Genomic DNA, 17,557 nt, shown 5'->3' with positions numbered 1-17,557 from the left:
GACCGGGGACAGCGTGGCGTCGGGGCGGGCGGCGAGGTCACGGACATGCTCGTCGCTGATGATGCCGTGTTCGTCGAGAAACCCGACCCCGGGTGCCCCGGCCAAGGTCGCGGCATCGGTGACCACATGGATCACGACCTCGGCGCGGACCGCGTCGAGGACGCTCTGCGGGTCCGGGATGTCGGCGGTGCACGGCTGTTCATCGTCGCACTGGCAGTCGAAGCTGGTGCGGGTCAGCAGGGCGAACATCGCATCGGATCGTCGTATCCCCTGGGTGCGGCCATCCCGCTTGCAGACCGAGTCGGCGAGGATGGCGACGGCTTTGGCCGAGATCCGCACATTCTCCGCCGACATCACCGCGGTGAGTTCGGCAGTGCCGTCGGGCAGTTCGTGGGTCCACACCCCACGTTGATCCATCGCGTCTTTGCGGCGTTGCCGTACCGCGTCGGGGTCGTGGCGGAAGACCAGGCGGTCGACCATGTCGCGCAGGCGCGCTCGGTCCCACACACCTGTGCGGCGGCGCACGGTGTCGGCGATCTCGGCATCCAACGCGGGGGTGATGGGGTCATCGGTGGGGATCAGTTCGGTGCGGGAGATGACCAACCGGATCTGCCACTGCGACAGGACCCCGTCACGCAGCGTGTCCGCTACCTCGGGTAGCCGATCGCGCAGTGCGATGGCCTCGTCGATCAGGGTTTCGGCGTGCCGGCGCGACACCCCGGCTTGGCGGGCGATGCGGGCGACGCAGTCGGCGTGGCCGTCCATCACGAACCCGGACGCGCTGGTGGTGATCAGGCGGTCGGTCATCGCCGCGATCGTCTGATAGCGGTGCCAGGTGAGATAGGACTCGCCGCGTCGGGTGGCGTCGAGGCCGGCCATCAACATGACCATGTCGGTCTCGGCGGCGTGGGCAGGATCGACTCCGGCGATGTACTCGCTCGGTAGATCGGTCCACGCCTTCACCACGCCCCCCCGACGCCTGTTCGACCCACCCCTTTCCGGGGTGTGTTCTGTTACCAACCAATCTAAACCCGACCACCGACAATTCCGGATGAGTCTCCACAGGAGTGACATCGTTGTCGACGAAATGGTCTCTGGGCGTTGCGGTGTGGTGCCGTCCGGGTTGGCGCCGGTTGAGATCGTCGGGTCGCCAGGTGGTTTCGACACGGCGACTCGCCTGGCGGCTCGTTGCCGGCTCAACCAGCGGGGGTGGGCGACTCGCCTGGCGGCTCGTTGCCGGCTCAACCAGCGGGGGTGGGCGACTCGCTCCGCTCGGGGCCGGCTCAACCAGCGGAGGGTGCCGGCTCAACCAGCGGCAACGGCGCAATCGTGCCGCTTCCGTTCGTCGGACCGGCCATACTCATGCGATGAGAACTCGCACGACCAGGGTGGTCGTCCGCAGCGTGTACGGCACCGCCGCCGTCGAGTGGTTCTTGATCCTCGCGATCGCGACGATCATCGTCACGCGCCTGTATCTGCACCTCACCGGGTATCCGCAGGTCGGAAGCGGAACACTGCACATCGCGCACGCGCTGTGGGGTGGCGCGCTGATGATGCTGGCGCTCATCACCGGATGGCTGTTCCTCGGGGCGACGGCGCGGGTCATCGCGATCGTGCTGGGCGGTATAGGTTTCGGGTTGTTTCTCGACGAGGTCGGCAAGTTCGTCACCCGCTCCAACGATTATTTCTACGGGCCGTCGGCGGAGATCATGTACGTGCTCGTCGTGATGATCCTGTTGATCAGCCGCGTCGTCCGGGATGTCAAGCGGCCCACCGGCGCCGAGGCGCTCGCCAATGCGGCGGTCATCGCGGCCGACGGTGTCGCGCACGGGCTTCCGGAACGTCGTCGACGCCAGGCCGAAGAGTTTCTCGTGGTGGCCGAGGGCAAGGGGCTCGACGCCGAGACGATCGGTCACATCCGAGCGCTCCTCGAATCCAGCGAGGGTACGCCGGACCGGTTGATGCGACTCCGCGACCGGGCGGTCGCCCTGATCCCGGACTTCTTCCGCAGTCCCCGATGGATTCCGGTCGTCGGGTGGGGGTTGGTCATCGCGGCCGCACTCACCGTCATCGTCGGCGTGCTGAGCTTCTACTTCTCCGGAGACCGCAGCGAAGAACTCGACATCTACATCGAACTCACCGGCAGCACGCCCGCCACCTGGATTCTGTTGATCAGCGGGATCGCGACACTCGCCCTGGCGCTTCCGGCGATGGTCGCGCGCCGGCGCGGTGTGGAGCCGGCCGGGCCGCTACGAGGGCTGCGTATCGCCGCCCTGGTGTTCATGCTGTCGAACGCTCTCGTCGACTTCGCGCTCGAGGGCTTCGGTGCCCTGTTCAACCTCGCCCTGGGCTTGTTCGCCCTCAGCATCGTGAGTTTCCACCTCGCGCAGGCGTCCGTCGCGTCGGACGGCAGTCGTGATCAACTGAGGGTGTGACTCATCTCGATCGGACTGTGGCTGCCGCGCGTGTCGAGGGCTTCGACCGGCGGACCGCGGACGTCCCCGGCGCACGGGCCGCCTCGGTCGTCCTCGCGGTAGCGGAGAAGGACGGCCGTCAGGGGATCTGGCTGTGCAAGCGTCCCACGACGATGCGACGCCACGCCGCCCAATTCGCACTTCCCGGTGGCCGGCTCGACCCCGGCGAGGACCACGTCACGGCCGGCCTGCGCGAACTCGACGAAGAACTCGGCATCCAGCTGCCGCCGAGCTCGGTGCTCGGGGCGCTCGACGACTATCCGACGCGCTCGGGTTTCGTGATCACCCCGATCGTCTGCTGGGCCGAGGAATACCAGGAGCCGACGCCCAATCCCGACGAGGTGGCGCTGCTGTTCTTCGTCACCTTCTCCGAACTGCTCGTCGAACCGCGGTTCCTCACGATCCCGCAGTCCGATCTCCCGGTCATCCAGCTGCCCATCGTCGGGTCCCTCGTCCACGCGCCGACCGCCGCGGTGATCTACCAGTTCGCCGAGGTGGTCCTGCGGAACCGGCAGACACGGGTCGACGGCTTCGAGCAGCCGGTCTTTGCCTGGAAATAGCCGCTCAGCCGGCGACGAGTCGCTGCTCGGCCCGACGCACGTAGGGCCGGGCTCCCGTGTCGCGGGCCACCCGGACGGCATCCTGCAGGTCGGCGGTTCCATCCAGCCCGACGACCTCGCGCGCGGTTCCGCGATACAGCGTCGCGGGTCCCAGACACACGAGTCCGGGCCATTGCACCACCAGGCCCGACGACCAGTCGGCGGTGAACGGCTCGATGCGGCGGCAGATCTCACCAGCGGCGTCGCGGTGACGGGAATCGCGAGACACCGCGTAGAGCGTCTCGATGAGCAGTGGAACGCGCGCCACCACGCGCGAACCGGCCCACTGGTCGGCGTCCGCGGTCAGCTCCGTCGCGAGTTCGAGGGCACGGTCGAGGTCGCCGCTCTCGGCGGCGCCCAGTGCGATCACCAGGGTGAAATCCTCGTCCACCTCTTCCGCGAGCGCATCGAACGGCGGCAACGCCGAGGCGAGCTCGCCGCGGTGCCACGCGGCGATCGACGCGCTGGTCGCCATCGACGACTCGGCGAGAAGTCGTGCACGGTCGGACAGCCCGCCGACCGTCGCAGCGAACCTCTCGGTCAGTGCCGTGCTGGTGTCGTAGTCGCCACGTAACAGCGCGATCATCACCTGCCACCACAACTGCATCGTCTCCACATCGGTACCGCCGATACGTCCGGCGAGCCGGGTGAACTCGGTGGACAGGCGTCGCGCCAGACGCAGATCAGCCGCCTCCAACGCGCAGACACGTTGCAGATGCAGAGCGGTGGCGCGTCTGTGGAGGTCGCCGGCCGACAGTTCATACAGCTCCCGCGCGATCTTGCGTCGATCCGCCAGACGGTCGGGAACCCACCGGACGAGGAACTCGGCGAGGTCGATCTCGAAATCCACGGCACCGCTGTCGTGGACGACACGTGCGGCACCGAGATGGTCGTCGGCGCCCGGCAAGCCGAGGACGGTCAACCGGGCTGCCTCCGACGCATGAAGGCGCGCAACCACTTCGGGGTCCAAGGCCTCGCCGTGCGTCAGTGCCTCGCGGGCGAGAGCGGCATGGTCGGTCTGGACGACGCCGTAACCGGACCAGTAGCCCGCGACCCCGTTCGGTGCCGACAGCAGTGCGGTCTCGGCGAGCGCGGGCCAATCCCGCGTCAGCCGACTCACCGTCGCCGCCGATTCGAAAGAGTCCGCAGCCGAATCGAACTCCCCGATGCGCAGCGCGGCGGTGCCGGCGATCCGGCGCAATTCGACGGTCGAGTCGGGGTCGAGTCCGGGCAGACCGAGCCCACGTCGTGCCAGGTCGAGCGCACGATGATCGGCCGTTGCCGAGAGTGCGCGGTGAGCCGTCCCGATGCATGTGCGAGCGGCGACGGCGGTCGAGTCCTCGTCGACGGCGCACTCGACGCGGTGCACGGCCAGTGACTCGAGATCGTCGGGACGCACCGCTTCGAACGCAGCGGCGAGCCGCGCGTGCGCCTCGATCCGTTGCTCGCGCGAGAGGTGGTCGGCGAGACCCTTCGTGACGCTCGCAAGCTCGCTCCTCAGGGGGCTGACGAGCCCGCTGCGGACTGCCTCGTCGGCCACGCCCTCACCGAGGGTGCGGGCCACCTCGGTGAACACATCGTCGGGGAGATCGCCGCCTGCGATCGTCACGGCCGTGACGAGCGCACGAGCGGCAGGGGAGAGATCGTCGAACCGCGTCGAGTACATCGATCGGGCGGGATGGTCCCGGTCCGGCGGCGCCCCGGTCCAGGCGATGGCGCACAGTTGTTGCACCACAGCAGGATTGCCGAATGACTGCGCGACCAGCGCGTCAGCGTCGACCCGGCCCGTGTCACCGAGCTGCTCGAGACGCCGAACGATCAACGCGCGCACGTCGTCGGAGCCGAGTTCGGTCAGACGCACCTCGGCGACCGGCCCGTGCCGGTTCAGTGTCGACCGGAGGATCTCGACGGGCTCGGCGTCGGGGTCGCGGCAGGTGACCAGGACCGTCATCGGTGCCTGTCCGATACCTGCAAGCACGCGTCCCAGCACAAGAGCCGAGTCGGCGTCGAGCCACTGGGCGTCGTCGACAAGTAACACCGATCGCCCGTGCTCGGCGACGTCGGACCAGATGCGGGCGGTGAGGTCGGCGACGATTCGCGTCGTCGGTACGGAGACCGGGGACTCGCCGAAGAGTTCCTCGAGGCCGCCGAACGTCGGTCCGGGCGGGCCGGGTCGGCCGATGAAACGGCGGGCCGCGGCACTGTGCCGTGCGATGAGGTGCTCGACCAGCGCGGTCTTCCCGATGCCCGACGGGCCGATGAGGACCACACCCGCGGGACGGTCCGCGCCGGTTTGCCAGACCTGTTCGAGCACTGCGTGTTCGGCGACTCGGCCGATGAGTTCGCGTACCGGCTGCGGCGTGGCGGAGGTGGCGGAGAGCGGCGAGACCGCGGGAGACGGGTCGAGCAGGTCGTCTTCCAGCGCGACCGTGTCGGGATGCGGATCGAGACCCAGGTCGTCACGGAGGGCCTGCCGGAGTCGGCGCAGTACGCCGAGGGCGTCGACCGTGCGTCCGTCGTCGTGCAGCGCACGAGCGAGGGTCCGCGCGGCGCCCTCGCGGTAGGGGTCCCGTTGACACAGCGGCGTCAGCAACGCGACCGAGCGACGGTACTCGCCGACCGTGCGCAGCGCGTCGGCTGCGGTCTCGGTGAACTCGGCACGTATCTCCGCGAGCCGGACGAGTTCGGGTGCGATGTCGGCGATGTCGGCGATCTCCGGAAGCGGTTCGCCCCGCCATAGTTCGAGCGCTCGGCACAACACCTCTGCGCCGGCCCGGGGGTCGGACCGGACGAGCTGCAATCCCTCCTGGCCGAACTGGTCCAGCAGATCGAGGTCGGTGACTGCGCCGTCGCAGTGCAGTAGGTATCCCGCGGGGACGGTGTCGATGCGGACGACGCCGGTCGGGGCGAGCGAGCGTCGAAGCCGGGACACGTATCCGTGCAGTGTGCTCGCCGCCGACGCCGGTGGACGACCACGCCACAGGAGCTCGGTCACCCGCTCAGGCGAGCACGCGGTCCGTTCCGCGGCGAGGATGGCAAGCAACTCGGCGTGCTTGCGGGCTGTCATCGGGATCGGCGACCCGTCGGCAGCCGTGACCGACAGTGGACCCAGGACCCGGATCGCCAGATGTGGTTCAGAAGCCAACTCACGCGCCGTTCGTCGGGCCGCACCAGTCGCGCACAAGGCTAACACCAGCGCGGGTTGTCAGCGTTGGCGTCATGACAACCACTGCACACACCCAGAACCAGAACCACGACGCGTTGGATGGCGACACACCCGGCCCGTTTCGCAGCCCGAGCTGGCCGGTCCTACGCCGTCTCAGCGGCGGCGCCCTGACCCTCGGCGGAGTCGCCTGCATCGCCGGCGGGACGTTGCATCCCATCGTCGACGGCGAGGCCCACTCCGTGGAGGCGCTTCAAGCGGTGGGCTCACCGTGGGCGCAGATCCTGCTCGCCGTCGGCACGACGCTGCTGCTGCTCGGCCTGCCCGGGATGTACGCGTGGCTGGCACCCCGGATCGGGATCGCCGGGCTGATCGGCCTCGTCGCCTACGCGGTCGGCAATCTCGTCACCGCGACCGGGCACCTCATCGTCGAGCTGTTCGTCGCGTACCCGTTCGCGCATGACCCGGACAAGGCCGCGCTCATCGCCGCCGACGACTCGATGCTGGGCACCACCGCTTTCGAGCTGCTCAACACGGTCGGCGGGCTCGTGATGTTGGTCGGTATGGGGATGTTCGGCGCCAGCCTCATCCGCAACCGGGCTGTCCCGCTCTGGATCGGCATCCTCACCGTCGTCGGCATGGTCGGTTTCATGCTGCCGATTCCCGCAGTCGCCGGAATCTCGGGATTCATCTACGAGGCGCCGCGTGGAATCGCCATCGCCGCGATCGGAGCACTGATGGTTCGCCGGTGATGTAGATCACAACGCCGGTGGGGATGAAATCGGACCGCGGTCCGGTTAGTGTCTGGTGACGGGTCGCGAAGGCCCACCAGCCATCGATCGAGACCCGAACCGAAAATTTTTGGAAGGACCACGACATGACCTCCGCCACCACCGTCAAGGCACCCATCCCCGCCGGCACCTGGACCATCGACTCCGTGCACTCCGCGGTGAACTTCTCCGTGAAGCACCTCATGGTCAGCAAGGTCCGCGGCAGCTTCGACACCTTCTCCGGCACCATCACCGTCGACGAGGACGGCACCCCCGCCGTCCAGGCCGAGATCGACGTCACCTCGATCAACACCCGCAACGAGCAGCGCGACGGCCACATCAAGTCCGCTGACTTCTTCGACGCCGAGAAGTTCCCGACGGCCACCTTCGTGTCCACCGGCGTGCGCCAGAATGGCGACGACTACCTCCTCGACGGCGATTTCACCCTGAAGGGCGTCACCAAGCCCGTGACCCTCGAACTCGAGTACCTGGGTACCAACCCCGGTATGGGCCAGGGCACCGTCGCCGGCTTCGAGGCGAAGATCGTGCTCAGCCGCAAGGAGTTCGGCATCGACATCGAGATGCCGCTCGAGGGCGGTGGCGTCGTCGTCGGTGACAAGATCACCATCACGCTCGAGATCGAGGCCCTGCAGGCCTGATCCGCACGATCCCCGATGGACCGGCACCGTGAGGTGCCGGTCCATTTGTGGTTTCGACACGCCGCGTGGCCGCTTCGCGTCCGCGTGGCGGCTCAACCAGCGGGGGATGGCCGCGTGGCCGCTTCGCGTCCGCGTGGCGGCTCAACCAGCGGGATGGTCGGCTCTCCCTTGGGTAGGCTTCGGGGAACGCCGTCAGGCAGGAGAAGCCGATGGGACGACCACGCCGGACCCGTCGTGGTGTGCCGTGGACACGTCTGCGCCGACGCACCGCGGGTTTCTTGTGGGGTACCTCCACGGTCCCGAGCCCCCGGGGATGGGCCCGTATCGGTCCGCCCATGCGCAGCAAGATCGCCCTCCACGCCACCGTCACCGCGATGACGGCCGTGATCGCCAGCAATGCGGTGATCGGCGTCGAGACCTTCTTGCTCGTCCAACTCGCCTTCAACGGCGGACAACTCACCTTCGACGAGACGCTCGGCGCGCCGAACTTCCCGGTGGTCGTGGGTGCGATCATCGTCGGCATTCTCACGAACCTCTTGCTGGGGATGCTCGCGGTCCGGCCCCAGCTGCGCTGGTTCATCAGCTGTCAACCCGCCGACCATGCCCGTCGACGCGCCGTACAGCGGATACCGATCGTGCAGCTCGGAGTCACGGTCGTCTCCTGGAGCGCGGCGGCCCTGTTCTACGTGTTCATCGCCGAAGAACTCACGACCGCGACCGTCGCCGGCGTCGCGGTCGCCTTCGCGCTGGCCGGTATGTCGAGTGCCTGTCTCACCTATCTGTTCGCCGAACGCGCGGCCCGCCCTCTGGCCGTCGTCGTCCTCGAGGACTTCCCCACGAACCACGTCATGAACGGTGTGCGCGTGCGGATGCTGGCCGTGTGGGCGGTGAGCTCGGCGGTGCCGATGGTCGGTTTGTTGACGGTCAACGCGGGGCGCTGGACCGGTCTGCTGCCCGATGTCCACGGCGCGGTCGACTGGACGACCGTGACCCTCTGCCTGGTGGGCCTCGCATCCGGAGCCCGTGTCATCGCGCTTGTGGGTCAGGCGATCACCGATCCGCTGACGGAGATGCGCCGGGCGGTGCACCGCGTGGACCACGGCGACTACAAGGCTCGCGTGCCCGTGTACGACTCCTCGGAACTCGGTGTGCTGCAACACGGTTTCAACAGAATGGTCGAGGGTCTCGCCGAACGGGACCGCATGCGTGAGATATTCGCGCGACACGTCGGCGACACCGTGGCCGAGCTCGCGATTTCCGACGGTGTCGGCATGCACGGCACCAACACCCGCGTCGGTGTCCTGTTCGTCGACATCGTCGGATCGACGGGGCTGGCGCAGCAGCGTAGTCCGGACGACACGGCCGCCCTGCTCAATGCCTTCTTCAGCATCGTCGCCGACGTCGTCGATCAACATTCCGGCTTCGTCAACAAATTCGAGGGCGACGCCGCGCTCGCCGTCTTCGGCGCGCCCGTCGAGATCGACGACCCCGCGGGCGCCGCGCTCGGCGCCGCCCGCGACCTCGCCGACCGGCTCGCCAGCAGCCTCGACATCCGTTGGGGGATCGGCGTTTCCTACGGGGAGGCGTTCGCCGGCAACATCGGCGCCGAACGACGCTACGAGTACACCGTCATCGGCGACCCGGTCAACGAGTGCGCACGGCTGTCCGACATGGCCAAGACCGGACGCATCCCGGCTCTGGCCAGCGGCGCGGCGATCGACGCCGCCGGTGAGGAAGCGCAGGAGTGGAAGCTGCTCGGCACGCGGATCATGCGCGGGCGTTCCGAGCCCACCGCCTTCCATGCGCCGATCGAACTAGTCGAGCGCTTGGGGACGTCGACCAACCTCATCGCGGAATTGCTACGGCCCGCGCGTCGCATCGTCGGCGCCAATCCGTTGCGGCTGACCACGTTCTTCGGCGGGTGAAGCCTTCGCCGCCCTCGGCGGAAGAGATGAATCGTTGACGCCGTCCCTATGCGTCAATAGCGTGGGCCGCACGGTCCCGGTCAGGTTGCCGGGCATGACGACGCATCCCAGGGGGTCGCGATGAGTGGTTGGACGACAGCGGACGTGACGGACCAGACGGGCCGGACGTTCGTGGTGACCGGTGCCAACAGCGGACTCGGGTATCAGACCGCGAAGGTGCTCGTCCGCGCCGGTGCCGAGGTGGTGCTGGCGTGCCGCAACACTGCCAAGGCCGATGCTGTGGCGTCGGAGCTGGGGCCGAAGGCGACCGTCGCCAAACTGGACCTCGCCGACCTCGAATCCGTGCGCGCCTTCGCCGCCGGGGTGACCGGCGCCGACGTGCTGATCAACAACGCGGGACTGATGGCGGTCCCGTTCCGACGCACCACCGACGGTTTCGAGATGCAGATCGGCACCAATCATCTCGGCCATTTCGCCCTCACGGCGCTGCTGCTGCCGAAGATCACCGAACGGGTGGTCACCGTGTCGTCGACGATGCACCAGATCGGCGACATCCAGCTCGACGACCTGAACTGGGAACAGCGCCGCTACCGGCGCTGGCGGGCCTACGGCGACTCCAAGATGGCCAACCTCATGTTCGGCAAGGAGCTCGCCGCACGGCTGGCGGCGGCCGGGTCGTCGAAGAAGTCGTTGATCGCCCATCCGGGTTACGCCTCAACGGAATTGCAGGGCAGAAGCGAGAACTTCTCCGACTTCTTCGCGAAACTGGGCAACAAGCTGCCGATCGCCCAGCCGGCGGCCGACGGGGCGCTGCCCCAGCTCTACGCGGCGACCCTGCCGGATGCGAAATCCGGGACGTTCTACGGGCCGACGCAGTTCTTCGGGATGCGCGGCGCCCCCGGACGTAGCGGGTACAAGAAGGCCGCCGACGACGTCGAGTTCCGGGCAGCGCTGTGGGAGGAATCGGAACGGCTCACGGGGGAGAAGTTCGATGTCGGGGCCGTCGGCTGATGGTCGGGGTCACCGCCTCGTCCGTTCCCATGATCGGACGAATGATGTTCGGGATAGGAAACTTCGGACGCTTGCATGCCTTAGATTTCTCGGCATGACTCTCTCGAAACGATCCTTCCGCATCGTCCTGGCCGGAGCGGCATGCGTTGCCGGCGCGACCTTCTCCACCGTCGCGGCCCCGTCAGCCTCGGCTGAACCCACCGGTTGCGTCGCCGGGGCGGCCGTCGTCGCCGCCGCGTCCTACTGCAGTGGTGGTACGGGGGAGCACCGGGTGCAGGCTGCATGTCTGGACTCGACCATGGTCGCGACACTCACCAACGCAAACGGCCCCTGGCGCGCACCGGGGCAGCTGTCGGTCGTGACCATCGGCGCTCAGACGAACGTCGGGAAGTGCATACTCCCGGCTATTGCGATCACGGGCGTGCGGTGATCCTGGCGCGCACCCTGGTTGCCGGCGCCCTGTGCGTCGGCGGCGCCGCGCTGGCGACGGTGGCCGCGGCGCCGGCCTCGGCCGAACCCACCGGTTGCGTGGCGGGGTCGGCGATCGTCGTCTCGGCGTCGTACTGCAGTGGTGGCACCGGTGAGCACCGGGTGGAGGCGGGCTGCATCGTTCCGGCGCTCTACGCCACGACCTTCGAAGCGTATGGGCCCTGGAGAAGCCCGGGGCAACTGTCGGTCGTGACCACCGGAGCGCCGACGAGAGCGGGGGAGTGCATTCTCCCCATCCAGGTCTTCGTCGGGGTGCGCTGAACCGGTTGAAAAAGGCCCGACTACTGGACGCTGAACGCGATGCTGTTCGACGCGCCCGAGATGGTGTCGGTGACGCGGATCGTGAAATCGCCTGCGCCCTTGAAGAAGTAGGACTTCACCGCGGTGCAGTCCTGGGTCTTGAACAGCGAGGCCTGCTTGGGGACCTTCGGTCCGGACAGGCGGACCTCCATGCGGCACTCGTTGCCGTCGACGATCGGCCCGGCGTCGATGATCGAGTTCCAGCGCACGCCCAGACGCGAGTTCTTCGGATAGGTGTTGGGCACGACGGCCGCGGTGTTGTTCGGTGTGTACACCCAGACGTTGATCGACTTGATGCCGTTCGGTGCGCCGGGGCGGCCGAGCTTGCCGTAGTGCGTGACCTTGTCGCCGCCGGACGAGCCGAGCGCGGAGCTGCCGGAGTCGAGGCTGCCGCTCGCGCTTCCGAAGAGTGTGTCGAGCGGGTTGGCGGTCGCCGGTGCGACGGGCAGTGCCAGTGCGGCGGTGGCGAGCAGGGCGGCGGCGATACGGGTGCGCTTCATCGACTTCTCTCGGTCCTCGCGGTTTATAACGAAATGATTAAAGCATGAGGATCGGCGTGTGCGTAGACAACTGCCCCCGCTGTTTGAGCCGGGACCGAGCGAAGCGAGGCGCCGAGTCGAAGCCACCTGGTGACCTCGACGGGCGCGGCGTTCTCGCTGCGCTCGGTCGACGCTGCTCGGCCAGCGGAGGGCGAATCAGGTCACCACACTCCAGGCGGCCTCAGTTGAATGCTGATACGGGCGCCGACGCCGCGCACCTTGGGAACCGCGTGCTCCCAGGTGCGCTGACAACTGCCGCCCATGACGAGTAGGTCGCCCGACGACAGCGTGAATTTCAGTGACCGACCGCCACCGCGGGGTCTGAGCATGAGTGGCCGAGGTGAACCGAGCGAGATGATGGCGACCATCGTGTCGTGTGTGGATGCCCGGCCGATGCGGTCGCCGTGCCACGCAACCGAGTCGTTGCCGTCGCGATAGAGGCTGATCCCGGCAGTCGCGAATCCCTCCGGCAGTTCGTCGCGGTAGTGCTCGGTCAGTGCGGCGCGTGCGCCGGTGATGATCGGGTCGGGGAATCGGTCATCGGCCTGGTAGATCGAGACGAGCCGCGGAACCTCGACCACCCGCTCGTACATACGACGACGCTCGGCCCGCCAGGGGACGCACTCGCGGAGGCGGTCGAAGAGGTCGTCGGCTCCACTGATCCAACCGGGACACAGGTCGACCCACGCCCCGTCGGTGAGTGGACGACGCGAGATTGATGTCGATAGGTCGCCGAGCGTCGGCTGCGCTGACTGCTCAGAGAACAACGAGCCCTGGGTGCCGAGAGACATGACTTCAGGCTACACCCAGATCGCACGTGTGTTCGAGTGCTTTACCTAGGATTCGTGCGCGACAGTTCCGGAAGCAGGTCGAACCGTCCTGCGACGAGGGCGGACCGTTTCGCGCGAGACCAGCCGTGGACACGGCGCTCGGCCGCGTAAGCCTCGCCGATGTTGGGGAACTCCTGCTGGAATACGAGCCGGACGGGCCGACGAGGACGCGTGTAGCGTGAGCCGTTTCCGGTCTGGTGCTGGTCGACTCGATGCTCGACGTTCCGAGTGCTCCCGACGTACAGCGTGCCGTCGGAACATTCGAGGATGTAGAGGAAGCCACTCATGGTGTGACTGTCGAGGATTGCTGCGACGAATCGGTCGATGTCTCCACAGCCAGCGGATCGTGGCGAGTCTGTCCCCAGGGTCGTTGGCAGGTTTCGCGGATCGGTCGCCAAGTGGCTTCGACTCGGCGCCTCGCTTCGCTCGGTGCCGGCTCAACCAGCGGGGGTTGGCCGAGCGTCGCGGGGAGGTCGCGTGCGTTGAGGTCACTTCGCATGATCGGTCGCCAAGTGGCTTCGACTCGGCGCCTCGCTTCGCTCGGTGCCGGCTCAACCAGCGGGGGTTGGCCGCCGCTGGCCGAGCAGCGTCGACCGGGCGCGGCGCGGACGCCGCGTGCGTTGAGGTCCCTTCGCATTATCGGTCGCCAGGTGGCTTCGACTCGGCGCCTCGCTTCGCTCGGTGCCGGCTCAACCAGCGGGGGTTGGTCGAGCGTCGCGGGGAGGTCGCGTGCGTTGAGGTCACCTCGCATGATCGGTCGCCAGGTGGCTTCGACTCGGCGCCTCGCTGCGCTCGGTGCCGGCTCAACCAGCAGTGGATGGTGCCGGCTCAACCAGCTGGCGTGTCGGGTCAGCCGGCGCGAGTGGCGTCGGAGATCGGCGTGATCGGGAGGCGCAGCGCGCCGGGCGCGTGGGCGGGGACCGTCGGGTGGTGGGGCTCCACCGGGTCGACGGGCCGGTAGGACGCACCGAGCTCGGGCCGCGGGTCGGCCTCGCCGGCATTGGGCCACATCGCCAGGGCGCGTTCGGCCTGCGCGGTGATGGTCAGCGACGGGTTGACGCCGAGGTTGGCCGAGACGGTCGCGCCGTCGACAATGTGCAGCCCCGGGTGGTTGAACACCCGGTGATACGGATCCACCACGCCGTCGGCCGCCGACCGTCCGATCGAGCAACCACCTAGGAAGTGCGCGGTCATCGGGATGTTCAGCAGATCGACGATGGAACCGCCGGCGTCGCCGTCGATCTCGCGTGCGACGGCGCGCACCGCCTCGTGCCCCTCCGGAATCCACGTCGGCGGGGGATCGCCGTCGCCCTGCCGGCTGCGCAGCATCGGGCCGAAACGACCTCGGCGGGAGAACAACTCGAGCGAGTTGTCGGCGGTCTGCATGACGAGTGCGATGATGGTGCGCTCCGACCAGCGTCGTACCGAGAGGCCGCGCAGCGTGATCACCGGGTGACGGACCATCTCGATCAGCGCCTGCAGTAGTCGCGGCAGCGGACCGCCACCGTCGACGAGGATGGCCTGCAGCATGCCGATGAGGTTGCTGCCCTTGCCATATCGCACGGGTTCGATGTGCGTGTGGTCGTTGGGATGGAACGACGATGTGATCGCGACACCCTCGGTGTAGTCGATGTCGAGGTCGCGTGCGGTGGCGGCCAGGACCGCCTCGGAATTGGTGCGGACCACCTTGCCCAGGCGAGACGACAGCCCGGGCAGGTGGCCGCCCTGCTGCATGTCCAGCAGCAGCTTGTTGGTGCCGTAGGTGCCGGCGGCGAACACCACGTGATCAGCGGTGAAGGTGCGGCGCCCACGGCGCGACCAGCGTCGGCCCGACCGGTGCGACTCCACGACGTACCCGTCGCCGGAACGCGGCCGGACGGTGTCCACGGTCGTCATCGGGATGATCTCGGCACCGGCCTGTTCGGCCAGGTAGAGGTAGTTCTTGACGAGCGTGTTCTTCGCTCCCACCGGACATCCCGTCATGCAGGCGCCGCAGTCGGTGCACCCGGTGCGTGCCGGGCCGGCGCCGCCGAAGAACGGGTCGTCGACCGTCTTGCCCGCCTCGCCGAAGAACACGCCGACCGGGGTGTGGACGAAGGTGTCGCCGACGCCCATCTCCTCGGCGACCTTGCGGATCACCCGGTCGGCGGGCGTCACCTTCGGATACGTGGTCACGCCGAGCATTCGTGAGGCCTGGTCGTAATACGGGTCGAGCTCGGACGCCCAGTCGGTGATCGATCCCCAATGCGGGTCGTCGAAGAACGCGGGCAGCGGTCGGTACAGGGTGTTCGCGTAGTTCAGCGACCCACCGCCGACGCCCGCACCGGCCATCACGAGCACGTCGCGCAGCAGGTGCATGCGCTGCACCCCGAACAATCCGAGCGCGGGTGCCCAGACGTAGTCCTTGAGGCGCCAGCTCGTCTTGGGCAGGTCGCCGTCGGAGAAACGCCGACCGGACTCGATGACCGCGACGCGGTAGCCCTTCTCGGTGAGTCGCAGGGCCGCAACCGATCCGCCGAAACCGGAGCCGATGACGATGGCGTCGTAATGGTCAGGGGTGGAACTCACGGTGCGACGGTCCTCTCGGTGTCGGATTCGGTGGCGTCGGATGCCGTGTCTGCTCCGGTGGTGACGGCCTTTTGGTCGACGGGTGCGGCGGGGATCGCGGCGTCGAAGCGGTGGTCGGTGGGTTCGAAGGACGACATCATCCGGCGGAAGTCGCTCGTGAACTTCGGCCACATCACCGAGTTGCGACCGGTGGAGTCGAGGTACCAGCTCGAGCAGCCACCCGAATTCCAGACGGTGCGTTCGAGTTCGGGATCGAGTTCGGAGTTGTAGCGGTCCTGTGCATCCTCGGTGACCTCGAAGGTCGACCGGCCGCTACGCGAGAGTTCGGCGAGGGCCTTGCTCATGTAGTACGCCTGCGGCTCCAGCATCAGCACGATCGAGCTGTGACCGAGATTCGTGTTGGGGCCGTACAGGAAGAACAGATTGGGGAAGCCGTGGACCTCGACCCCGCGGTAGGCGCGTGGTGAACCCTTCCACGCCTGGGCCAGCGTGCGGCCGTCGCGCCCGGTGATCGCCGACGCGATGGGCGGCTCGGTGGGGGTGAACCCGGTCGCGAAGACGACCGTGTCGACCTCGTGCTCGCGACCCTGATCGTCGACGGCGCCGCGTGCGGTGAGACGGGTGATCGCGCCGGTGACGGTCGCGTTGTCACGCTGGAGTGCGGGGAACCACTTGTTGGTCAACAACATCCGCTTGCAGCCGATGGTGTAGTCGGGGGTGAGCCGACGGCGTAGCGCACGGTCGCGGACCTGGACACGCAGCTGGGCCAGCGCGATGGTCTTCGCGATCGGCAGCAGCTTGGGATTGCGGGCCATCATGAGGACGTAGGCCTCGCGATAGGTCCACACCATCCGCCGGACCAGGCGGTGGATACCGGGAACCCGACGATAGAGCGCGCGTTCGAGGGTGCCGATGTTGCGGTCCAGACGCGGGACGACCCAGGCGGGGGTGCGCTGGAAGACCGTGAGATGCCCGACCTCGTCCACGATCTCGGGCACGATCTGGATTGCCGACGCGCCGGTGCCGACGATTGCGACGCGTCGACCGTGCAGGTCGTGGGAATGATCCCAGTCGGCGGAGTGGAACATCGTGCCGGTGAACTCGTCGGCGCCGGGGACGGTCGGCAGGCCGGGTTCGGACAGCGCACCGGGCGCCGCGACCAGGTAGCGGCACCGGATCTCACCGTCGGTGGTGTCGACGACCCACTCCTGCGTGCCACCGTCCCAGCGCGCCGACGTCAGCGCACAGTTGTATCGGATCTGATCGGCGAAATCGACTGCGACCGAGCGTAGATACCGATGGATCTCGTCGCGACGACCGTAGGTGTGCGACCACTCCGGGTTCGGCGCGAACGACAGCGAGTACAGCGACGTCGGGACGTCGCAGGCCGCGCCCGGGTAGTCGTTCTCGCGCCAGACGCCACCCGCGCCGTCGCCGCGCTCGATTGCCAGGGTCTGCAGCTGCGGATGGTCCTTTCGCAGACGATGCAGGGCGGCGAGGCCGCCGAATCCGACGCCGACGACGAGGACGTCGACGCGCCGGGGCAGCGTGTTCTGCTGCGGGAGAGTCGGACTGGGTTCAGTCATGAGACAGGAGTTCCTTCCATACGGGCAGGAGTCGGTCGAGCAGCGCGCGGTCGGCGTCGGGCGAGCGCAGGATGCGCGACACCGCGAGTCCGCGTGCGAGTTCGATGGACAGTTCGAGTTCCGCGGCGGTGTACCGGTCGCCGAACAACTCGGCACAACCGACGGCGAGGGCGTCGGAGACCTGTTGTTCGAGCGGGATGATCGCGGTTCGTAGCCCGACGTCGCAGCGGGCGGCGACCCACAACTCGAGAGCGGCGTCGAACAGTGGGCCGCTGAACGCCTCGACGAGGATCTCGAGTCCCTCGTCGCCCGTGCGGGGCCGCGACAGGATCTCTGCCAGTCGCCGTTCGACGAGGTGCCCGACCGCGGCGACCACCAGTGATTCCCGGGTGGGGAAGTGATGCAGGAGCGCCCCGCGGGAGATGCCGGCGCGGCGGTTCACCTCCTGCGTGGTGGTGGCTGCGTAGCCGACGTCGACGAGGGCGTCGACGGTCGCGTCGAGGATGAGCGCACGGGTGGTCGCGGTGCGTTCGGCCTGCGTACGACGACGTGGGGCTCGGGTGGGCTCGGTCACATCAGCGACGATAGCACAAACAGTCCGGACTGCTTGTAAGTTTGTGAAGAGTTTTCCACCGGTACGTTGG

Annotated in this window: 16 protein-coding genes; 8 read left to right on the top strand and 8 right to left on the bottom strand. The window is 68.0% G+C overall.

What is annotated here, in order from left to right:
* Positions 1-966: DUF222 domain-containing protein (locus tag JW364_RS20865; RefSeq protein ID WP_205334534.1), on the bottom strand; the 966-nt coding region annotated here is incomplete at its 3' end.
* Between the two features lie 422 nt (positions 967-1,388).
* On the opposite strand from JW364_RS20865, the gene JW364_RS20860 reads away from it, so the two are divergent.
* Positions 1,389-2,435 (top strand): hypothetical protein, encoded by a 1,047-nt coding sequence (locus tag JW364_RS20860; RefSeq protein WP_165630896.1) that lies wholly within the window; start codon positions 1,389-1,391, stop codon positions 2,433-2,435.
* Positions 2,432-3,034: a CoA pyrophosphatase gene (locus JW364_RS20855; protein WP_058253922.1), complete on the top strand. Its 603-nt coding sequence runs from the start codon at positions 2,432-2,434 to the stop codon at positions 3,032-3,034. The genes JW364_RS20860 and JW364_RS20855 overlap by 4 nt, the downstream gene beginning before the upstream one ends.
* A 4-nt stretch (positions 3,035-3,038) precedes the next feature.
* On the opposite strand, the gene JW364_RS20850 is transcribed toward JW364_RS20855, so the two are convergent.
* Positions 3,039-6,218 carry a BTAD domain-containing putative transcriptional regulator gene (locus JW364_RS20850; protein WP_240199403.1) on the bottom strand — a complete coding sequence of 1,060 codons (3,180 nt, stop codon included), beginning with the start codon at positions 6,216-6,218 and terminating at the stop codon, positions 3,039-3,041.
* A 74-nt stretch (positions 6,219-6,292) separates the two neighbouring features.
* Between JW364_RS20850 and JW364_RS20845 the strand changes: the two genes are divergently transcribed.
* The 6 genes from JW364_RS20845 to JW364_RS20820 all read left to right on the top strand — a co-directional run bounded on the left by JW364_RS20845 (position 6,293) and on the right by JW364_RS20820 (position 11,351).
* The gene (locus JW364_RS20845; RefSeq protein WP_205334215.1) at positions 6,293-6,988 is read left to right on the top strand and encodes a hypothetical protein; all 696 of its coding nucleotides are present in this window, start codon (positions 6,293-6,295) and stop codon (positions 6,986-6,988) included.
* A 125-nt stretch (positions 6,989-7,113) separates the two neighbouring features.
* The gene (locus JW364_RS20840; protein ID WP_205334214.1) at positions 7,114-7,665 is read left to right on the top strand and encodes a YceI family protein; all 552 of its coding nucleotides are present in this window, start codon (positions 7,114-7,116) and stop codon (positions 7,663-7,665) included.
* Positions 7,666-7,874: 209 nt separating this feature from the next.
* Positions 7,875-9,590, top strand: a complete 1,716-nt coding sequence (locus JW364_RS20835; protein ID WP_205334213.1) for an adenylate/guanylate cyclase domain-containing protein — start codon at positions 7,875-7,877, stop codon at positions 9,588-9,590.
* 120 nt (positions 9,591-9,710) lie between these two features.
* Complete coding sequence (locus tag JW364_RS20830) at positions 9,711-10,601, top strand: oxidoreductase (protein WP_205334212.1); 891 nt, start codon at positions 9,711-9,713, stop codon at positions 10,599-10,601.
* Positions 10,602-10,695: 94 nt separating this feature from the next.
* A complete protein-coding gene (locus tag JW364_RS20825; RefSeq protein WP_205334211.1) occupies positions 10,696-11,031 on the top strand; it encodes a hypothetical protein in 336 nt (111 codons plus the stop codon).
* Positions 10,992-11,351, top strand: a complete 360-nt coding sequence (locus JW364_RS20820; protein WP_165630433.1) for a hypothetical protein — start codon at positions 10,992-10,994, stop codon at positions 11,349-11,351. The genes JW364_RS20825 and JW364_RS20820 overlap by 40 nt, the downstream gene beginning before the upstream one ends.
* A gap of 20 nt (positions 11,352-11,371) precedes the next feature.
* On the opposite strand, the gene JW364_RS20815 is transcribed toward JW364_RS20820, so the two are convergent.
* The 6 genes from JW364_RS20815 to JW364_RS20790 all read right to left on the bottom strand — a co-directional run bounded on the left by JW364_RS20815 (position 11,372) and on the right by JW364_RS20790 (position 17,487).
* Positions 11,372-11,890, bottom strand: coding sequence for a hypothetical protein (locus tag JW364_RS20815; protein ID WP_137810545.1), 519 nt, complete (start codon positions 11,888-11,890; stop codon positions 11,372-11,374).
* Between the two features lie 200 nt (positions 11,891-12,090).
* Positions 12,091-12,720 carry an alpha-ketoglutarate-dependent dioxygenase AlkB gene (locus JW364_RS20810; RefSeq protein WP_205334210.1) on the bottom strand — a complete coding sequence of 210 codons (630 nt, stop codon included), beginning with the start codon at positions 12,718-12,720 and terminating at the stop codon, positions 12,091-12,093.
* 41 nt (positions 12,721-12,761) lie between these two features.
* Positions 12,762-13,046 carry a GIY-YIG nuclease family protein gene (locus JW364_RS20805; RefSeq protein WP_205334209.1) on the bottom strand — a complete coding sequence of 95 codons (285 nt, stop codon included), beginning with the start codon at positions 13,044-13,046 and terminating at the stop codon, positions 12,762-12,764.
* Positions 13,047-13,608: 562 nt separating this feature from the next.
* Positions 13,609-15,327: a GMC family oxidoreductase N-terminal domain-containing protein gene (locus JW364_RS20800; protein WP_205334208.1), complete on the bottom strand. Its 1,719-nt coding sequence runs from the start codon at positions 15,325-15,327 to the stop codon at positions 13,609-13,611.
* Complete coding sequence (locus tag JW364_RS20795) at positions 15,324-16,913, bottom strand: NAD(P)/FAD-dependent oxidoreductase (RefSeq protein WP_205334207.1); 1,590 nt, start codon at positions 16,911-16,913, stop codon at positions 15,324-15,326. Before JW364_RS20795 ends, JW364_RS20800 begins: the two co-directional genes overlap by 4 nt.
* Positions 16,906-17,487, bottom strand: a complete 582-nt coding sequence (locus JW364_RS20790; RefSeq protein ID WP_159370251.1) for a TetR/AcrR family transcriptional regulator — start codon at positions 17,485-17,487, stop codon at positions 16,906-16,908. Before JW364_RS20790 ends, JW364_RS20795 begins: the two co-directional genes overlap by 8 nt.
* Positions 17,488-17,557: the final 70 nt, after the last annotated feature.

Origin of the sequence: Gordonia sp. BP-119, assembly GCF_016924115.1 — a bacterium.
GTDB classification, from domain to species: domain Bacteria; phylum Actinomycetota; class Actinomycetes; order Mycobacteriales; family Mycobacteriaceae; genus Gordonia; species Gordonia hongkongensis.
This window is presented reverse-complemented; position numbering and strand designations above follow the sequence as displayed.